This window comes from Pseudogracilibacillus amylolyticus (SeqCode) (genome assembly GCF_051918545.1).
In the GTDB taxonomy this organism is placed as follows: domain Bacteria; phylum Bacillota; class Bacilli; order Bacillales; family Amphibacillaceae; genus Pseudogracilibacillus.
In genome coordinates this window covers 18,456-35,484 of record NZ_JBPPZG010000014.1, presented here as the reverse complement: position 1 = coordinate 35,484, position 17,029 = coordinate 18,456, and the positions used below count along the sequence as shown (strand labels likewise).

The 17,029-nt window shown below is 32.5% G+C and carries 21 protein-coding genes and 1 pseudogene; 17 read left to right on the top strand and 5 right to left on the bottom strand.

All coding sequences use genetic code 11. The features are described from left to right. From ACPYKA_RS03140 to ACPYKA_RS03060, 17 genes and pseudogenes are all read left to right on the top strand, one after another. A pseudogene (locus ACPYKA_RS03140) lies at nt 1-783 on the top strand (hypothetical protein); the annotation flags it as partial. 61 nt (nt 784-844) lie between these two features. Continuing rightward, nucleotides 845-1,141: a DUF5592 family protein gene (locus ACPYKA_RS03135; RefSeq protein WP_479540953.1), complete on the top strand. Its 297-nt coding sequence runs from the start codon at nt 845-847 to the stop codon at nt 1,139-1,141. Nucleotides 1,142-1,143: 2 nt separating this feature from the next. Then, nucleotides 1,144-1,779, top strand: a complete 636-nt coding sequence (locus ACPYKA_RS03130; protein WP_479540952.1) for a hypothetical protein — start codon at nt 1,144-1,146, stop codon at nt 1,777-1,779. A 17-nt stretch (nt 1,780-1,796) separates the two neighbouring features. Next, nucleotides 1,797-3,752 carry a VirB4 family type IV secretion system protein gene (locus tag ACPYKA_RS03125; protein ID WP_479540951.1) on the top strand — a complete coding sequence of 652 codons (1,956 nt, stop codon included), beginning with the start codon at nt 1,797-1,799 and terminating at the stop codon, nt 3,750-3,752. Then, the gene (locus ACPYKA_RS03120; protein ID WP_479540950.1) at nt 3,752-4,876 is read left to right on the top strand and encodes a lysozyme family protein; all 1,125 of its coding nucleotides are present in this window, start codon (nt 3,752-3,754) and stop codon (nt 4,874-4,876) included. Before ACPYKA_RS03125 ends, ACPYKA_RS03120 begins: the two co-directional genes overlap by 1 nt. 6 nt (nt 4,877-4,882) lie before the next feature. After that, complete coding sequence (locus ACPYKA_RS03115; RefSeq protein ID WP_479540949.1) at nt 4,883-5,536, top strand: hypothetical protein; 654 nt, start codon at nt 4,883-4,885, stop codon at nt 5,534-5,536. After that, nucleotides 5,537-6,382, top strand: a complete 846-nt coding sequence (locus ACPYKA_RS03110; RefSeq protein ID WP_479540948.1) for a hypothetical protein — start codon at nt 5,537-5,539, stop codon at nt 6,380-6,382. A gap of 241 nt (nt 6,383-6,623) precedes the next feature. Continuing rightward, nucleotides 6,624-6,875 carry a hypothetical protein gene (locus ACPYKA_RS03105; RefSeq protein ID WP_479540947.1) on the top strand — a complete coding sequence of 84 codons (252 nt, stop codon included), beginning with the start codon at nt 6,624-6,626 and terminating at the stop codon, nt 6,873-6,875. Continuing rightward, nucleotides 6,868-8,007, top strand: coding sequence for a MobP2 family relaxase (mobP2, locus tag ACPYKA_RS03100; protein ID WP_479540946.1), 1,140 nt, complete (start codon nt 6,868-6,870; stop codon nt 8,005-8,007). The genes ACPYKA_RS03105 and mobP2 overlap by 8 nt, the downstream gene beginning before the upstream one ends. Before the next feature lie 12 nt (nt 8,008-8,019). Further along, the gene (locus ACPYKA_RS03095) at nt 8,020-8,484 is read left to right on the top strand and encodes a hypothetical protein (RefSeq protein WP_479540945.1); all 465 of its coding nucleotides are present in this window, start codon (nt 8,020-8,022) and stop codon (nt 8,482-8,484) included. 20 nt (nt 8,485-8,504) lie between these two features. Beyond that, a complete protein-coding gene (locus ACPYKA_RS03090; protein WP_479540944.1) occupies nt 8,505-8,792 on the top strand; it encodes a hypothetical protein in 288 nt (95 codons plus the stop codon). Nucleotides 8,793-8,827: 35 nt separating this feature from the next. Further along, nucleotides 8,828-9,769, top strand: coding sequence for a DUF3991 domain-containing protein (locus tag ACPYKA_RS03085; RefSeq protein WP_479540943.1), 942 nt, complete (start codon nt 8,828-8,830; stop codon nt 9,767-9,769). Between the two features lie 7 nt (nt 9,770-9,776). Next, nucleotides 9,777-11,495: an ArdC-like ssDNA-binding domain-containing protein gene (locus ACPYKA_RS03080; RefSeq protein ID WP_479540942.1), complete on the top strand. Its 1,719-nt coding sequence runs from the start codon at nt 9,777-9,779 to the stop codon at nt 11,493-11,495. Between the two features lie 7 nt (nt 11,496-11,502). Next, nucleotides 11,503-12,408, top strand: coding sequence for a hypothetical protein (locus ACPYKA_RS03075; RefSeq protein ID WP_479540941.1), 906 nt, complete (start codon nt 11,503-11,505; stop codon nt 12,406-12,408). Between the two features lie 154 nt (nt 12,409-12,562). After that, nucleotides 12,563-12,793 carry a hypothetical protein gene (locus tag ACPYKA_RS03070; RefSeq protein ID WP_479540940.1) on the top strand — a complete coding sequence of 77 codons (231 nt, stop codon included), beginning with the start codon at nt 12,563-12,565 and terminating at the stop codon, nt 12,791-12,793. Continuing rightward, nucleotides 12,790-13,170 (top strand): hypothetical protein, encoded by a 381-nt coding sequence (locus tag ACPYKA_RS03065; RefSeq protein WP_479540939.1) that lies wholly within the window; start codon nt 12,790-12,792, stop codon nt 13,168-13,170. The genes ACPYKA_RS03070 and ACPYKA_RS03065 overlap by 4 nt, the downstream gene beginning before the upstream one ends. Before the next feature lie 24 nt (nt 13,171-13,194). Continuing rightward, nucleotides 13,195-15,318 (top strand): type IA DNA topoisomerase, encoded by a 2,124-nt coding sequence (locus tag ACPYKA_RS03060; protein WP_479540938.1) that lies wholly within the window; start codon nt 13,195-13,197, stop codon nt 15,316-15,318. A 34-nt stretch (nt 15,319-15,352) separates the two neighbouring features. On the opposite strand, the gene ACPYKA_RS03055 is transcribed toward ACPYKA_RS03060, so the two are convergent. The 5 genes from ACPYKA_RS03055 to ACPYKA_RS03035 form a co-directional block, all read right to left on the bottom strand. After that, nucleotides 15,353-15,727, bottom strand: coding sequence for a hypothetical protein (locus ACPYKA_RS03055; protein ID WP_479540937.1), 375 nt, complete (start codon nt 15,725-15,727; stop codon nt 15,353-15,355). 156 nt (nt 15,728-15,883) lie between these two features. Further along, a complete protein-coding gene (locus tag ACPYKA_RS03050; RefSeq protein WP_479540936.1) occupies nt 15,884-16,144 on the bottom strand; it encodes a hypothetical protein in 261 nt (86 codons plus the stop codon). Continuing rightward, nucleotides 16,144-16,308 (bottom strand): hypothetical protein, encoded by a 165-nt coding sequence (locus ACPYKA_RS03045; protein ID WP_479540935.1) that lies wholly within the window; start codon nt 16,306-16,308, stop codon nt 16,144-16,146. The genes ACPYKA_RS03050 and ACPYKA_RS03045 overlap by 1 nt, the downstream gene beginning before the upstream one ends. Nucleotides 16,309-16,372: 64 nt before the next feature. Next, nucleotides 16,373-16,588 (bottom strand): hypothetical protein, encoded by a 216-nt coding sequence (locus ACPYKA_RS03040; protein ID WP_479540934.1) that lies wholly within the window; start codon nt 16,586-16,588, stop codon nt 16,373-16,375. Between the two features lie 2 nt (nt 16,589-16,590). Beyond that, entirely contained in the window at nt 16,591-16,998 is a 408-nt protein-coding gene (locus ACPYKA_RS03035) for a hypothetical protein (protein ID WP_479540933.1), read from the bottom strand. Nucleotides 16,999-17,029 lie beyond the last annotated feature (31 nt).

Genomic DNA, 17,029 nt, shown 5'->3' with positions numbered 1-17,029 from the left:
TCTGATAACGCAACTGTTCGTCAAGATTCTGATGTTACTGGTGTTCAAGATGTTGTTCAAGGAAGTGTGACAGGTTCAACAGCTAATACAGGTGGTAACGTACCAACTCCAACATCAGGAGTAACATCACCAACAGGAACAAATAATGCACAAACTACAAGTAGTTCTGGTGCGACAGAAACAACTAAAGTAACCGATAATGCAACTGTTCGTCAAGATTCTGATGTTACAACTGTTCAAGATGTTGTTCAAGGAAGTACGACAGGTTCAACAGCTAATACAGGTGGTAACGTACCAACTCCAACATCAGGAGTAACATCACCAACAGGAACAAACAATGCACAAACTACAAGTAGTTCTGGTGCGACAGAAACAACTAGGGTAACCGATAATGCAACTGTTCGTCGAGATACCGAGATCGCAAATAATATTCAAGAAGTTGCAGGAAATACAACAACCACATCAACACGAACAGGAGGAAGCCAATCAACAGGTGGTACTCCTACAACACCTGCAAGTGGTTCAGGTGCAACAAGAAATACAAGTGGTTCTCATACAACGGAGAAAACGAATGTATCAACTAATTCAACAGTAACCACTGATACGGAGTATTCAAACAATGTTCAGGAAGTTAGAGGAAATACAACAACCTCTACAACCCGTTCAGGTAGTTCATCAGGCGGTCACAGACCTCATGTACATGAACGGAAACGCCCTAAGAACTATTCAATGAATACAAATGACAGTATCGTTGAGAAGATGAAACGTCATAAAAGAAGATAAGGAAGAATGGTCGCTCTAGCAGCGACCTTCTTTATTTTCTTAATAAAAGGAGTGAATTGAAATGAGAAGTTATAGAATCCCGAATGAAATATCAACCGAATTAAAAATCAACAAAATGCTTTATCTATATGACTTACTTTTCATTATTGGTCTTTTGATATTTCATAGAATCGCTTCACCATTCATCCATTCATCACTTTCATGGGCTTTCACTATTTTTCTAGCAATCTTCGGTCTGTTCATGATAATCAGACCGTCAACTAACCCACAGAAAAGAATGTATCACGCTATTCTATATGCAATTATTAGAAAAAAAGATTCGTATAGTGCGATTGATTATGAAGGAGTGGAGGATTAATTATGGCATTGATTGACGAACGGAAGTATAAGAAAAGAAAAAGTGCGAAGAACACCACAAGTGCTGTTTTGGATGAAAGTAATATCGTTTCTCTAAAAGAGAAAAGGGAAAAACGCAAAAAGATTATTTCTTCTTTTGCGGATATTGTACCGATCATTGATATTGTTGAGTATGACTTTTTCGAAATGAGAAATGGCGAATATATGGAAATAGTTCAAGTGACAAGTAAAGATATATACTCTTTAAATGAAAGTGATAAGGATAACGACATTTTTTCTTTAGCTTATTTATTTCAAGCCTATATTCCAGATATTAAACTTGTTCCATTGCATACACCAGTTAACTTGGAACTGCAAAAGAATAATATCATACGTAATATTCGAAAGTGTAAAGAGCCCGCATATATCCCGTTTTTAGAGAAAAAACTTGCGGAAATTGAATTTATAGAAGAAAACAGAACAAATAAGGAATACTTTTTCTACCTGTATGCTGACAGTATAAAAAACCTTCTTGAACGTAAATCTCAATTTAAAAAACTTTTTGGACAAAGTAATCCAATAATCGAACTTGATTTGGATAAAAAACTCAATGTTTTGTATCAACTTTCAAACATAAACTCGAAACCAAAAATTGATTAAAAGGAGAGATTTAGATTATGCTTAGTGTTTTAACTAATGTATTTAAAGGGAAATCCGATGAAGAAATTAAGGCGGAGAAAGGGTATAATCCTTTCCTTGTTTCACAAATTCAACCACAAGGTGGAGTTAATTTTAATGCGAATTACGTTCGTTTAGGTGATGGATATATGTCATGTGTGCATGTATATAAATATCAATCACTCGTAACAGATTTTTGGCTTGAACAACTAATGAGTATTGAAAATGCTATTGTCACACTTGATGTAGCTACTGCAAACAAGCGTCAAATAATCGAAGATATAAATAAGTCAATGGCTGAACAGGACACCAGATTTGTAAATGCAAAGGATAACGTTGACAGAATAAATGCTCGTGATAGTTATGTAGAATTGGATGAACTATACAATCAAATCACAAAAGGAGAAATCATGAAGCGTGTTCACCTTAGAGCCTATGTCAAAGGGAAAACGCTTGAAGAATTGGAGATCAACGTAAAAAATGTATTAGAAGAATTGGAGAGTTATAACTTTAGAGGTTCGGTGTTCCTGAATGAACAAGAATGGGAATGGGAAAGTCTGTTCACAAGCTATTCTAACCAATTGGATTATGCAAATAAAAGAAAAGGCAAAGAAATACCTTCTACTACACTTGCAGGTGGATATCCATTCCACTACACATTTTTAAGTGATGAATATGGAACTTATTATGGCACAACCGACACAAACGGAAGTGTCATTTTTGATTTGTTCCATAGAGATAAAAACCGCAAATTCTATAATGCTTTAATGATTGGAAAGATGGGTTCTGGTAAATCAACTTTACTAAAAAAGACGGTAGTAGATAATGCCATTAAAGGTCATAAGGTTAGGATTTTAGATGTGACAGGAGAATTTGCACCAGTTGTTCACGCCCTGAACGGTAAACAAATTGCATTGGATGGCTCACAAGGAATTATAAATCCCTTGCAAGTGTTTAAGACGGTCACAAATGATGATGGTTCTACAAATGAAGTATTATCGTTTACACAGCACTTATCTAAAATGAATGTTTTCTACAATTATATAAACCCTTCATCAGATAGAAATGAAGCCACAGAATTTGAATCTTTGTTAAGGCAGCTATACGTGGAAAAAGGAATGTGGTCGAATAATCCAGATGAAGTAATTGAAATTACAAAATACAAAGCGAATGAATATCCTATTTTCTCCGACTTGCTGGATTTAGTTAGAAGGGAATTATATTCCGACTTTGAAAATCGGAAACGTCATGAAAACTTAGGAAGAGAAAGGGAAATTCGTTTAGCAGATATCGAATTGTCTTTGAAAAACTTGGTTGAAAACTACGGTAATATTTTTAATGGCGTTTCTTCTATTGATAGCTTTGATGACGAACTTGTTGTATCATTTCCACTTCGAAATTTAACCAACTTAAAAGCTGAAATTTATCAAGCACAAGTTTTTAACATCATGAACATGCTTTGGGATGGGATGATCGTTAACGGTTCAAATCAATTTAATGCTTTTAATAAAGGACAGTTAGAATTTGGAGACGCTACTCGTTTTTTAATTGTAATTGATGAAGCTCACCATTTAATAAATACAAGAGATATTTCCCAACCTGCGGTACTTTATTTGGAACGTTTTATGCGTGAAGCAAGAAAGTATTTTGGAGGTATTTTCTTCGTATCTCATGTAATTTCCGATTTTGTACCTTCTGGTTCAAATAGTGAAAATGCCGAAAATGTAAAAAAGCTATTTCAATTAACCCAATATAAATTCATTGGAGAACAAGACGCTGAATCTATGCCAACAATTCAATCAGTATTTGACGGACAATTAACAGAATCGGAAGTAAGAATAATTCCTAGTCTTGAAACAGGAAAGGTGGTTCTATGTATCTCTGGTTTAAAAAACCTAGTGTTTGAAGTTGACGTATCTAAAGCTGAATTAAACATATTTGGTGGTGGGGCGTAATGTCAAACGGAAGAAATGTTGCGGTTAATACCGCAAAAGCAATGGCGACAAGAGTAGTATTAAAGAAACTGAATTTAGCTACATTGAAGATTCAATTAATAATTGGAGGTATTCTTCTAGCAATTATTATTCTTGTCGTATTTATTTCAGGTATTATCGCTACAATAGGTGGAGGAACAACAGATGAATCACAATTTAATAATCCAACCATACCAGGTAGTGCAAGGGTATCTCCGGAAGTGGCTCAATATAAAGGTGCGGTGTTTGATGAATTAAGTAAGTACAATTTAAGTCAGTATACAGAGTTGTTATTAGCTTTAATGATGCAGGAATCGGGTGGAAGGGGTAACGACCCAATGCAGGCAAGTGAATCCTATTGTGGATATATAGGTTGTATTACTGACCCTCAATTGTCGATAGAACAAGGAGTTTATTATTTTACACAGGTTTTAGAACAAGCGAATTATGACGTTCCTTTAGCGTTACAAAGCTATAACTTTGGATTAGGTTTTATCACCTATGTTATGCAAAATGGCGGTTCTTATTCAAAAGAACTCGCCATTTCTTTTTCTCAAATGATGTACGAAAGATTGAAGCATACAGGAATTTATAGGTGTCACAGACCTGAAGCGATTGAACATCAAGCTTGTTATGGAGATATAGGTTATGTTGACGCTGTCATGAGATATTTACCTACATTAGGAGTTGATTCACCAGTAATTGATGGAGATTTAAATTCTCCTTTGGATAGAGATTTATATGTGACTTCATCTTTCGGCTGGCGTGATCTAGGATTCGGCCCAGAGTTTCATAAAGGAATAGATTTCAGATGTAACGAATCAAATTCTGTTCATTCCATTAAAGATGGAAAAATTGTTTATGCGGGTTGGTCAAATGGTTACGGTAATCTCGTGACAGTTCAACATGGAGATTATGATTACAGTTCATATGCTCATTTAGATCGAATAGATGTATCCAATGGTCAACAAGTAAGTGGTGGAAGTCAACTCGGAATGTGTGGAAATACAGGAAGGTCTTTTGGTTCGCATTTACACTTTGAAATTAAAACTGAAATGTGGGGTGGTCAAATGGACCCTGCACAATTTTTAGGACTTGGAGGGTAATAAAGTATGTTGTTTACGAAGAAATTTTCAATAGTTCTCTTGTCAATTGCTTTACTTTTTTCTATAGCTGCAAATGTTTATAGCTTTGGAAACAGAAGTGAAGTCAACAGTAATTTAATTGAGCAAATAAAACATCTAGAAAATGAAATTGACCAAAAAAATCAAGAAATAAACAATTATAAAGAAGAAAGAAGTACTCCTGAAAAGAGTGATTCGAACACCAATAAAGAAGGAAACAATGATGAAGTACAAGAAGAGGGTTCCAATGCTAATAATCAAACGAATGTTGATAATGATTTAATTAATACAGCACATAGGTTTATAGAATATGCTTTTGACAGCAATCCAGAAACCTATGTTTCTAAGAAAAAATTAGCGAAAAATTATATGACAGACCCTTTATTTGATACGTTATTTCAGGCTGATGGAGTAGATGAAGCTAAACAAACAATTAGTGCAGAAGTAGAAAGTGTCACAGTTTATTTAGATACTGAAAATATTGATGAAGCAATTGTTCATTATGTAATGAATGAAGAAATTCTCTCTACTGGATATGAAGAAACAATTGAGAAGTTTGTAAAGCTGAAATTTATATTGGATGGAGAACAAGTTAAAGTTTCCGAGATTGAATCCATTAATTATGATGAAGGTGGTATCTAAATGAAGAAACAAAAACGTAAAAATTTAACATTAAATATGTCAACAGTTTATGTTGCGGTAGCGTTAATTTTCGTTTTTGGATTTGGTTTCTTTGGTACATCAAAACTATTTTTAGCAGAAGATTCTCCAATAAATCAATCTGAATTAAACACTGAATTTGATTTAAGGTCTAACGGAAAATTTTTAATTAATAGCTGGATTTATGATGAAGAGCAAGACAAAATGGAAGTAATTTTAGTTACAAATGGAATGCAGGATTATACATCTGAAATGATATTTTCAGCCATTTCTAGAACGAATTTACACAATGAATTACCTGTCAATGTTGTGTTCAAAGATAATGAAATCTTTATTCTAGAAATTGATAATGTACCGAAAAACTTCGACCAAATCGCAATAAGATTACACAAAACTGAACGAAACATGAGTGATATTTTTGATGAACCTGAATCAAATCAAGAGAATAAACGGACAGTCTCAACAATCTATACAGATGAAAGAGTAGTGGAGAGAAAATCAATTGAAGAATTAGATGACAAAGGTTATACATTGCGAGTTACAGATAGCATTATTGAACAAACAGAACAACAAAAGAAAGAAATTGAGAAGAAGATTGAGAAGGTAAATAATTTAAATGAAGAAATAAATGCAGAAATTGAAGAGCTCAAATCAGATCTACTTTATCAAACCACAGAAGAACAAATGGACACTAATAATAAAATATATCGTTTAGAACGTGACCTTGAAACCAATAAGGAAGAAATAGAAATCATGCAACAGGATATATACAATCTAGATTCAAAAATCGAAAGAATGAATCAGAAAAAACGTGATGTAGGCATATAAAGAGCCGTCACGCTAGAGTGACAAACTTTATTTTTAGCTGTCACTCTAGCGTTCCTGAAATTAAAAACTTTGTACCCACGAAAACATTAGGCTCTGCCTAATCCCACACTGGAAGTGGGGGCAGTTTTCCCTTATGCTCTTTCTAACTATTTTCCCTAAACGCTGTAAAATAACAGAATACTGATGTATAATAAAATTAACATAACAGAATACTGATATATGAAAGAAAAGGGGTGAAAAGATGGAAATTAAAATCCGAAATCTAGAACCTGCAACAGTACAAAAAATTGACGAGTTAGCAAGAGAAAAAGGCATATCGAGACAAGAGTATTTAAAAAGGCATTTAGAATCTTTTGCTATAAGTGGTTTGCATAGTGACATTATAGATCGATACGAAAAACAATTAGAAATAAACACAGCGTTACTAGAAAAAACAAACCAAACCATGAGTGAAGTGGTTGAAACATTTAAGGAATTGATATTTGATGAATAAATCTCCTGCGGTTGTCATTAAATCGAAATTTCAATTGAAGGGAAAAGGAAATTCCTCTTTTAATAATTACTTGAATTACATGGACAGATTAGAAACTCATAGTAAAAAAAATGATTATGAAAGTTATCAGGATTATATGAGTAACGAAGAAAAATCAACAGGATTATTTACAAATGAAAAAGATTTATTAACTCCTGAAGAAAAAGAAAAATATAAAGAAATATTTAAAACATCACAAGAGAAAGGAAGTATTCTTTGGCAAGATGTTATTTCATTCGATAATGACTGGTTAAAAGAAATGGGGGTGCTTCATAACAAAGGTATTGATGAAAAAAAATTAAAAGATGTTACTCGTTCATCTGTAAATGAAATGTTAAAAAACGAAAAGCTATTGGATAGTTCAGTATGGACTGGTGCTATTCATTACAACACAGATAATATTCATATTCATGTTGCAACAGTTCAGCTAAATAATTTCAGAGAACGTGGAAAGAGAGCACCCAAATCAATAAGCAAAATGAAATCAACTGTTGTAAATAAAATTATGAACCGTTCCCTTGAAAATCAAAAACTCAACGAATTTATCCGTAATGATTTAGTGAAAAGCAAAAAAGAAAACAAAATTACTTCTATTAAAAACAAAGTTATTAATCGTGATATGGTAAAGCAATTTGAGAAAGTTCATTCTATGTTACCAGACGATAAAAGACTTTGGAAATATAACATGAATGCAATTTCTAATGTAAGACCAGAGATCGACAAGCTGACAGATATGTATATTCAAAAAAACTTCAAAAAAGAATTTCAGGAGTTTAATAAGCAATTAGATAAGGAGGTTGAAGTTTATAAAAAGGCATATGGAAATAATTCTAAAGCAGAGCGTTATAGAGAAACCAAAATGAAGGATATGTACACCAGAATGGGAAATGCAATCTTAAATGAAGTGAAAGAATTTGATAAAAAGAAAAATCATGTTCCCAGAAAAAATAAAGCTGTTAATACTTTTCATATTCGTAGAGAAATGAATAACTCTATGTATGTATTAAATCGTTATATGAGGGATAATTTGCAGAGTTTGAAGAACCAAAGAGCCTTTGAGGAATTACAACGTGAACAAGAATATGAGCGATAGGGGGAGGGTTATATGACCGAAAGAAAGCAATATCGTTTCCGATTGAGTGATGAAGCTATGGAGTACATTCAATCTTATACAGATGACCACGAAATACCGAGAGGTGATAAAACAGAAGGACTTGAAAGGATTATTAAAGAACACAAAGAATTAAGTAAACAGAATTGGAGTTTACAGTACATTACTGATACTGTAACCGAAAATGTTTCACGCTCTGTTCAGGTCGCATTGCAACAAAGTATTTCTAAGGAGATCAATAAAGTTCGTCTTGGTACAAATAATATTGACCGTAATACACAGATTCTTATTGAGTTGCTTCAAGGATTTATGCAAATTAGAAATGTAGAACAAATCCCAACTACGGATATTTATAAACCGGAATTTCTAACTCACACAGAGAAAATGATTCAAGAAAAAATCTCGCTGCAAAAACAGAAAAAGGATAGCAAACATCAAAAGGAATACTCTAAAAATTAATTTTAAAAGGAGATAGTAATATGACTATGTTTAATAAAGAATATACGCTGGCTTTAATAAAGGAAGTTGGAGAGGATGATGTACTTGTGACGGTAAATGATGTTGAAGTTGTAGTTCCGTTGGATGAAGGAAATAAACAAGCAATCTTTGACGCTGTTTCAGAAGGAGTATATCTAGTTCCTTATGATAGTAAAAACAATAAGTTCCTAATGACTGTTGATGAAGAAGTTTTGTATGAAGTTTTTCCAGAATTAGATAATGAAGAATTGGAAGGGGCAACTGACGATTTACCAGAAGATGATGAATAATTTTTCTAAAAATATTCTAAAGGAGTGACTTAAAAGTGGGTGATCGAGTGAGTAGAGAAGAAATTGAAAAGGCTAGTGCTGTTCATGTTTTGGATTACTTAAACTCGAAAGGTGAAGGGGTAGTTAAACAAGGTAAGTATTATCGTCATGCCGAACATGATTCATTAGTATTTCATGAGAATGGTAAATGGTTTTGGAATAGTCGTGGTGAAGGTGGATATGGGGCAATAAGTTTTGCTCGAACTTTTTATGAAATGTCTTTTCAAGACGCTGTACGAGATGTAAATAACTTAAATATCTCAAGAGATTTTTCTAAAAACCTAAACAAAAATAAAGCGAAAAAATTCGTTTACCCTAAACATTATGAAGCAAGTACCCAACAAAATATAAAACAGTATTTAACCAAAGTAAGAATGATAGATGAAAGAGTTGTTAATTCTCTTATTAAAAATGATTATCTGGCGGAAGATAAATTAAAAAACTGTGTTTTTAAATGGAAAGATTCAGAGGGAAAAATAATTGGTGCGGATCGTCAAGGTACTGTTCCGATTAATAATAATCGGGGTTACTTTAAGCAAATTGTAGCGAACAGTAAAGAGGATGGTGGCTTTCGAGTTGATGTAGGTAAACCAAATAAAATAGCTTTATTTGAAAGTCCAATTGACGCAATTTCTTACTATGAATTGTATAGACCAACAGATATTAGACTTCAATCAATGAGTGGATTAAAAGACCGTACAGCAGTAAAAGCAATTAAAGATTTAATGCTTGATTGCAGGGCAAGAAATATCAAAGCTGAAAAAGTAATTTTGGCAGTTGATAATGACAAAGCAGGAAAAGAATTTACTGAACGTTGGGAAAAATACTTGTCACCTGTTGAAACTCACACACCGAAATTCAAAGATTGGAACATGGATTTGCAGAATAAGAAATCTAATGAAAAGAAAAAAGAACAAGTATTTGAATTAGAAAGGTGATTTGAAAATGGCATATAAGCGTAAAACTCAAGAAGAACGGATGAAAGAAATAGAGGGTTTAACCAATGATATGACAGAGAAAATTGAATCATATTTTGTATCAGAAGAAGCTTTAAAAGAGCATTTGGCTTTTATGTCCAACTTTTATAATTACTCGTTGCGGAATATGTCACTGATTGATAAGCAATTTATGGGAGCTACTGCTGTTGGTTCATTTAAATTTTGGAAGGATAAAGGTGTATCTGTAAAGAAAGGTGAGAAGGGTATTAAAATACTTGTTCCCACTCCTGTTGAATATTTTCAACGCAATGGAAAGATGGTTCAAGTAAGATATGCTACTCCTGAAGAAAAGAAAAAGATCAAGAATAAGGATATAAAAACAGAAAAGAAGTTGTTTTTTAAAGTGGGTCATGTATTCGAGTATACTCAAACAAATGCACGTGAAAAAGGACTGGAAGTATCTCAACTCTTTAAGCAGTATCACCAAGATGGAGAAATTGAGAATAACAAAGAAATGCTTGAAGCACTTCATAAAGTCGCTGATAAAGTAGGTTTTAAAATTCTTGATGAACCTCGTCAAGAACTCGGAACAGCAAAAGGGGCAGCTTACCCTTATTTGAAAGAGATTGCTCTTAATCCTAGAAATACAGATTATGAGAATGTCACAACCTTAATTCATGAATTGGCTCACGCAAAGCTTCACACACCAGACGTTAGAGATGAATTAACAACAGCCGAAAGAGAATTTCAAGCCGAAATGGTTTCTTATGTAGTTGCTAAAAAGTATGGGATTGATACCGAAGAATTTACTCTTTCGTATTTAGGAGGATGGACAAAAGGAAAAGAATTAAAGGATAAGGAAAAACTTCTGAATGAGGTTAGAGATACAGCAAAAGAATTTATTGATACAATTGATAACCATTTTGAACAAGTACGAGAAAAGGAAAAAATAATTGGTTTAGAAAACTATCCTAACAATGAATTATTAAGTGTTATTCAAGGTCATATTAAAGAATCTACACGAGAAGGGGTGGATGATGATTTTAAAATTACTCAAATTGGTGTAATTGGTGATCGTGTTAATGGAGAAAGTGATATTGATAAACAAACACCTTTAGAAGTAATTGTCGAGTACAAAGGTAATTATAGAGAAGATGATATTCATAATGGGTTAAATGAAGAGCCACTCCGTATTGACGGTATCGAAGTAGATTTTGTTCCTTACTCTTTAGAAAAAGGGAACATGGTTAATCAAAAAGATTTTTCTAAGAATATGGTTAGTTTGTACAAAGATAAAGCATATGAAGCTTTTCCTAAATTTCATGAACAAAATAGCTTAACCCCTATAAAAGAACCTGTCATGTTAATACATCAAGAAATGGATTCTTTTAAGAATTTTGGCGAAGTTAACAATATGAAATTTGATGAATTAAAGTCTGAAAAAGTTGATTATACGGTTGCTATTCCTAACGGAAAAAGTTTTGACTTTGTGCGTTCAATCTATAATAAAAATGATTTTGCTCATCCCTTACACCATATGGAGAAAAACAATGTTGTAGACAATGATAAATATAGCTTACTAGAAAAAAACTACCATGATGTTTTATTAAATGAAGATAAAGCTGTATTTCAATCCCTTACTCCACGAATTAAACAAGCACTCGATAAAGAAGAAAAATCAATGAATAAAAAAGCAAAAACACTTGAATTTGAATTAGAAAGGTGAGTGGAATATGAAACTTAATGAGAAACAATTATCAACTCTTAGAAGTATTCACTTCTGGAGACGTAATCAGATGATTGCAAAGAGGGATGGCGACCAACAAGAATATAATAAAAGTCATGAATCTATTAAGTTCCAGTTAGAAATAGCTGATAAACAAGAAATTCCATTCAAAATTCAAAATAAAGTTCTTAGCCATGCAGAGGAAAAGAGAACAGAAAGTTTCAGTGATATTGATTTCTCTGATAAAGATAAGCATAAATTACGAATCACATCATTAGAAAATGTTGAAGAAGTGCTTGACGCTGATGAAATAGCTAAGGTAGTTCTGGTTAATGGAGTTACTAATAAAGAACATAGTTTTAGCGTTTGGGCTAGTGATATGGAAAATAACGAATTAAGTCCATACTATATTTATTTCAACAATCCGCAAGAATTACCTGATGATTACTCGAACATTAAAGACGCATTATTAGATTCTTCAATGGACTTTACCCTGTCTGATCTTGTTAAAGATTCAAGTGAAATTGAAAAAAACATTCAAGATTATGTCCTAAATGAAGATAAAGAATTTAGTTTTGAAATACCACCAAGCCAACAAGGATTTGACTTGCATAGTTTAATTGTTGATGAAGAAGTTGCAGACTTGCTAATAAAGAATGAAATGTCTATGGTAACCAAACAGGATTTAATTGATTTTGGAAAATTAGTCGAAGATGATAAAGACTTCTCATTTAATTTTGACTATGAATTAAATGAATCGTTTCAAACGATAATCAATCAGTCTGGCGTTAAAAAAGATGAAATTAAGTATCTTAACACTGCATTTAACGCATTGAATGTAAATCTTGACGCAAGTAATTTTTCTAAAAACAATATTGTTGAAAAAGAAAATGAACAAGAAATAACAATATAAAACAGCGAATTGTGGAGAGCTGCCAAACACGCTTTTCGTTTGGCCACTCGGAACAAGTAGCGTGTGCAGAATACTGATTGCTTGGGATAGCAATTTTTTTTACATCACAGGTATCAGTATTCTGTTATCTAAATTAAAAAGAGAGATGATTTCAATGCCATATGAAGTGATAAAAGAAATGAAATCTCTATTGAATTTCATGGAGAACAAAGAAGTACATGAGAGGGAATTAGAGAGCATTCCCACTCAAAAACAGAAAGAAATATATGACTTTTTAACAAGTGAACTTGATTTAATCCTTTCACATCAACTAATGCTGAATCAAGTAAGGAATGACCCAAACACTGCATTGGGTAGTTTGCTCAAAAATAAAGATAAAGGATGATACAAAATGAAAAAATCGCTATTAGAACCTATGATAACGATTATGAATCCGATTTAATTTTTCATTCCACACCAATGCTTTCTAATATCAATTGCTATGAATTATATAAATATCAATGGTATTTAACAAAAGATAAAAGCTTAATAGGAAATCCAATTAAAGATGAAAAATATGAAAGTTACATTATAACAACTGAATTAATAAAGGAAAAAGGATATGAAGGTTTGTATCTGTACTGCAAGCTTATTGATAGGAAAACAAATAAAGAAAGTAATACCGAATATATAAGGTTATTTTCCAATTTTAATAAAATGATTGAAAATGGCACCGTTTTTGATGATATATCCTTCTATGATAAAAATGGTGCAATTTTATAAAGAAAAAAGGAGTGTGAATTTCAAATGGGATGCGTAGTAATTTTAGCTGAAAAACCTTCACAGGCGAAAGCATATGCAGACGCCTTTCAGGTTAGTAAAAGGTACAAAACGCATATTGAGTTAAATTCATGCAATATATTTCCTGAAGGTGCAACGATCACATGGGGTATCGGACATTTAGTATCTTTAAAAATGCCTGGTGAGTATAAGGAGGATTGGAAAAAGTGGAATTTAAACAACCTGCCTATTATTCCGGAACAATATGAATTTAAGGTAGCCAAAGATAAGCAAACTCAATTTAATGCTGTTAAAAGATTATTTAAAAATGCTGATGTAATAATCAATGCCTGTGATGTTGATAGGGAAGGTTCTAATATTTTTTATTCAATCCTTAATATGACTGGTGCTAAAAACAAGAAAATAAAACGACTTTGGATTAATTCATTAGAAATTGAGGAAGTCCGTAAAGGTTTTAAAAGTTTGCAAGATAACTCGAAGGATTTATTAATGTACAATGAAGCAAAAACAAGACAAATAGCTGACTGGCTAGTGGGGATTAATGCAAGTCAATTGTTCACCCTATTGTTGCAACAGAAAGGCTTAAATACAACATTAAGCGTGGGTCGTGTGCAATCTCCAACAGTTTATATGATTTACCAAAGGCAACAAGAATTTGAGAATTTCGTTCCAAAGCCTTTCTATGAATTATTTGCTGAATTTACTCATGAAAAAGGGGTTTATAATGGTAAAGCAAAAATAAAAGAGGATGATAAACAAAAAGTTATCACTCTCTTAGAAGAAAATAAACTTTCATATACTTCTCCCGAAAATGGGGTAATAACAAGCGTTACAAAGCAACTGAAAAAGACCAAATCCCCACTATTACATTCTTTATCAACCTTGCAAACAACTGCAAATAAACGTTGGAAATACAGTCCTGCAAAGGTGTTAGAGGTTATGCAAACCTTGTATGAGAAAAAATTAGTCACTTACCCTAGAACTGACTGCAATTACATTACAGAAAATGAATTTGAATACTTGGTAAAGAATATCGAAGATTACCAACAGCTTTTAGATGTATCTTTTGAAGCCGATAAAACACCGAAAAAGCGTTATGTAGATGGAAAAAAGGTTCAAGAACACTATGCTATTATTCCGACAAAAACACTCCCTTCTGATAGTGCTTTAAAAGGTCTAAATGAAGCCGAAAAAAACATCTATGAAGAAGTTTTAAAAAGAACTCTTGCTATGTTTCATAGTGATTATGAGTATGAGGAAACGATTATTACTACAAATGTTAAAGAGATTGAGTTTTTCACAAAAGGAAAAGTAGAGATCCGGAAAGGTTGGAAATCACTGTTTACAGAAACAGAAGAAAATAATACAGAGCAAACGGAAGTTTTACCTCCTGTGCAAGAAGGAGAAACTACAAGTAGTTTATTGGAGATTAAAGAGGGTATAACAACGCCACCAAAACTATATACAGAAGGCGGACTAATCAATATGATGAAAACCGCAGGAAAGTTAGTTGAAGATGAAGAAGATAGTGCAATCTTAAAAGAAGTTGAGGGTATTGGAACAGAAGCTACACGTTCAGGAATCATTGAAACCATTAAAAAGAATGGTTATATAGAGGTTAAAAAGAACACTGTATATGTCACTGAAAAAGGAAAAATACTTTGTGAAGCAATAGAGGGGAATTTACTTTCCAGTCCATCCATGACAGCAAAATGGGAAAGCTATCTAAAGAAAATTGGCGAAGGTAAAGGCTCACAGGATAATTTCTTAAGGAATATAAAGAAATTTTTAAATGCTACTATTGATGAAGCACCGAAGAAAATTAATACAGATTCAGTCAATGTAGCTGTAAAAGAACAGGTAAACACGCAAATTATCGGTAATTGCCCTGTATGCAATGATGGTAAAATGATTGATCGGCAGAAGTTTTATGGTTGTTCCAATTATAAAAATGGCTGTACATTCTCAATCTCTAAAATAATATCAGGAAAGAAACTCACTCAAAAAAACATAAAAGACTTACTAGAAAAAAGGAAAACGAGCAAAATCAAAGGTTTTAAAAGCAAGGCAGGAAAGGTGTTTGAAGCCATTTTAACTGTCAATAATGATAAGGTTAGTTTCAAATTTTAATATTTTAAACGCCCTTCTAATGAAGGGCGTTATCTTAAAAGTATTTTACTGTAATTACTGCATTTTTTAATTCTTCATCATTTCTGTAAGCAATGTTTTCAGATTCATTCTTTGATACACCTGTTTTTTGGAGGATAGCTGCAAGTCCATTTGTGCCTGTTCCAATATAACCACTTGTTAAACCACCTTCCACGACTATATTAAAATGTTCCCCTTGTATGAATGTTACATACTTAATATTGTCGCTTTGCCGAAAATGAACTAATTCATAAAGCTTACCTACGGATTGAAGTAACCCTGTAATGATATTTACTGTTTTATCCGTAACTGTTGCATTTACCTTTACTTCAACATTTTCAAATTCTGGAATGTTCCCTTCTAATTTTTCAATCATAGACATTACTTCCATTTGATTCATCTTCTCCTTTTTTATATTTGTGTGTGGGAAAGGCTCTGTATCAACCTTTCTTACTTAAAATTATATCATATAAACTACAAAACTACAAGTAGTTTAGCGGTTTTATTTAGGTAAAATGCAAAAAAAAGAAGGCGATCAACGCCCCCTTCAATTTCTTTTTTCTAATAATCCATCCTTTTTCTCTAAACAATCATGACAAGTGAATATCCCATCTCTCAAACCGCCATCATCCGCATATTTCCCACATGAATTACATGTTTGATAATTCATCTCTATATGATTGATAGCTCCGTAATCAAGTGAAATATCTAAAGGATTAATGAAGTCGTTTGATGTTAACGCTAGTTTAACTTCAGCACCGCCTAATCTCTTAACAAATGCGAAATACTCACCTTCATTTAAATTCATTAATACTCCCCCTTTATAATACTAATAGCTTCGATTGTTCTTTCATATTCTTCTTGTTTTGCCTGCTGTTTTTTTGCCTGATTAATCATTTCATAAAATTCAGGAGTTCCCCACGCAACATCTTTAAGAGAAATATCCTTTGTTTTTGGTTTTTCAATTTCCATTTTCAACCCTCCTATTGAATTATTAAAGATGAAGCAAGCAACATAACAGTAACTATTTTTTCTTCTAAAAAAGTTTCCTTAGAACAATAACCTTGCCTTCACTGACACCTAACCAATTCCTTTTTATTAAATCTTGAATTACTTCTTTTATTTCCTCGGGGCTATGTCCAGTTCGTTGTTCTAATTCTTCCAGAGTAGGGTAATTTCCTCTTTTGGTATTATGTTGAATGATTGTAACTAATTTTCGTTCAAAATCACTTAAATCAGGTGTCCTTAACACTATTAATCACCTACTATCCAATGGTTTTTACTTACTTTCATTTCATGATAATAAAAGTTATTGAAATGTTTATTTAAATACTTATCTAAACGTAAGATCGCCTTACTAAGCAATCTTGCATTATTTAATCCATAATTTTTATTTAAGAAATTAACCAATGTCTTATAATCATATGGTTGAGGTGGCTTTATACCAGCTAAACATTTTTTAACATAATTTAACAATGCCCGATTTGCCCCTCTCCATATTTTTTCTTTTAAGTATGGTTTTTCACCAATTCGACGTTTAACAATTTCATGTAATTCATCTACTTTACCTTCATCAATTAACTGGGTTTCACAAATGATGGGGTATTGAATTAGAATTCTTTTTATTTCCAAATACGCTAGTTCATAATAAGATAAAGCCAAGAGAATCACCTAACCTTATTAATGATAATGT

Coding starts and splice junctions, on each gene's coding strand:
- ACPYKA_RS03135 (WP_479540953.1), top strand. CDS start 845: ATGAGAAGTTATAGAATCCCGAATGAAATATCAACCGAATTAAAAATC.
- ACPYKA_RS03130 (WP_479540952.1), top strand. CDS start 1,144: ATGGCATTGATTGACGAACGGAAGTATAAGAAAAGAAAAAGTGCGAAG.
- ACPYKA_RS03125 (WP_479540951.1), top strand. CDS start 1,797: ATGCTTAGTGTTTTAACTAATGTATTTAAAGGGAAATCCGATGAAGAA.
- ACPYKA_RS03120 (WP_479540950.1), top strand. CDS start 3,752: ATGTCAAACGGAAGAAATGTTGCGGTTAATACCGCAAAAGCAATGGCG.
- ACPYKA_RS03115 (WP_479540949.1), top strand. CDS start 4,883: ATGTTGTTTACGAAGAAATTTTCAATAGTTCTCTTGTCAATTGCTTTA.
- ACPYKA_RS03110 (WP_479540948.1), top strand. CDS start 5,537: ATGAAGAAACAAAAACGTAAAAATTTAACATTAAATATGTCAACAGTT.
- ACPYKA_RS03105 (WP_479540947.1), top strand. CDS start 6,624: ATGGAAATTAAAATCCGAAATCTAGAACCTGCAACAGTACAAAAAATT.
- mobP2 (WP_479540946.1), top strand. CDS start 6,868: ATGAATAAATCTCCTGCGGTTGTCATTAAATCGAAATTTCAATTGAAG.
- ACPYKA_RS03095 (WP_479540945.1), top strand. CDS start 8,020: ATGACCGAAAGAAAGCAATATCGTTTCCGATTGAGTGATGAAGCTATG.
- ACPYKA_RS03090 (WP_479540944.1), top strand. CDS start 8,505: ATGACTATGTTTAATAAAGAATATACGCTGGCTTTAATAAAGGAAGTT.
- ACPYKA_RS03080 (WP_479540942.1), top strand. CDS start 9,777: ATGGCATATAAGCGTAAAACTCAAGAAGAACGGATGAAAGAAATAGAG.
- ACPYKA_RS03075 (WP_479540941.1), top strand. CDS start 11,503: ATGAAACTTAATGAGAAACAATTATCAACTCTTAGAAGTATTCACTTC.
- ACPYKA_RS03070 (WP_479540940.1), top strand. CDS start 12,563: ATGCCATATGAAGTGATAAAAGAAATGAAATCTCTATTGAATTTCATG.
- ACPYKA_RS03065 (WP_479540939.1), top strand. CDS start 12,790: ATGATACAAAATGAAAAAATCGCTATTAGAACCTATGATAACGATTAT.
- ACPYKA_RS03060 (WP_479540938.1), top strand. CDS start 13,195: ATGGGATGCGTAGTAATTTTAGCTGAAAAACCTTCACAGGCGAAAGCA.
- ACPYKA_RS03055 (WP_479540937.1), bottom strand. CDS start 15,727: ATGGAAGTAATGTCTATGATTGAAAAATTAGAAGGGAACATTCCAGAA.
- ACPYKA_RS03050 (WP_479540936.1), bottom strand. CDS start 16,144: ATGAATTTAAATGAAGGTGAGTATTTCGCATTTGTTAAGAGATTAGGC.
- ACPYKA_RS03045 (WP_479540935.1), bottom strand. CDS start 16,308: ATGGAAATTGAAAAACCAAAAACAAAGGATATTTCTCTTAAAGATGTT.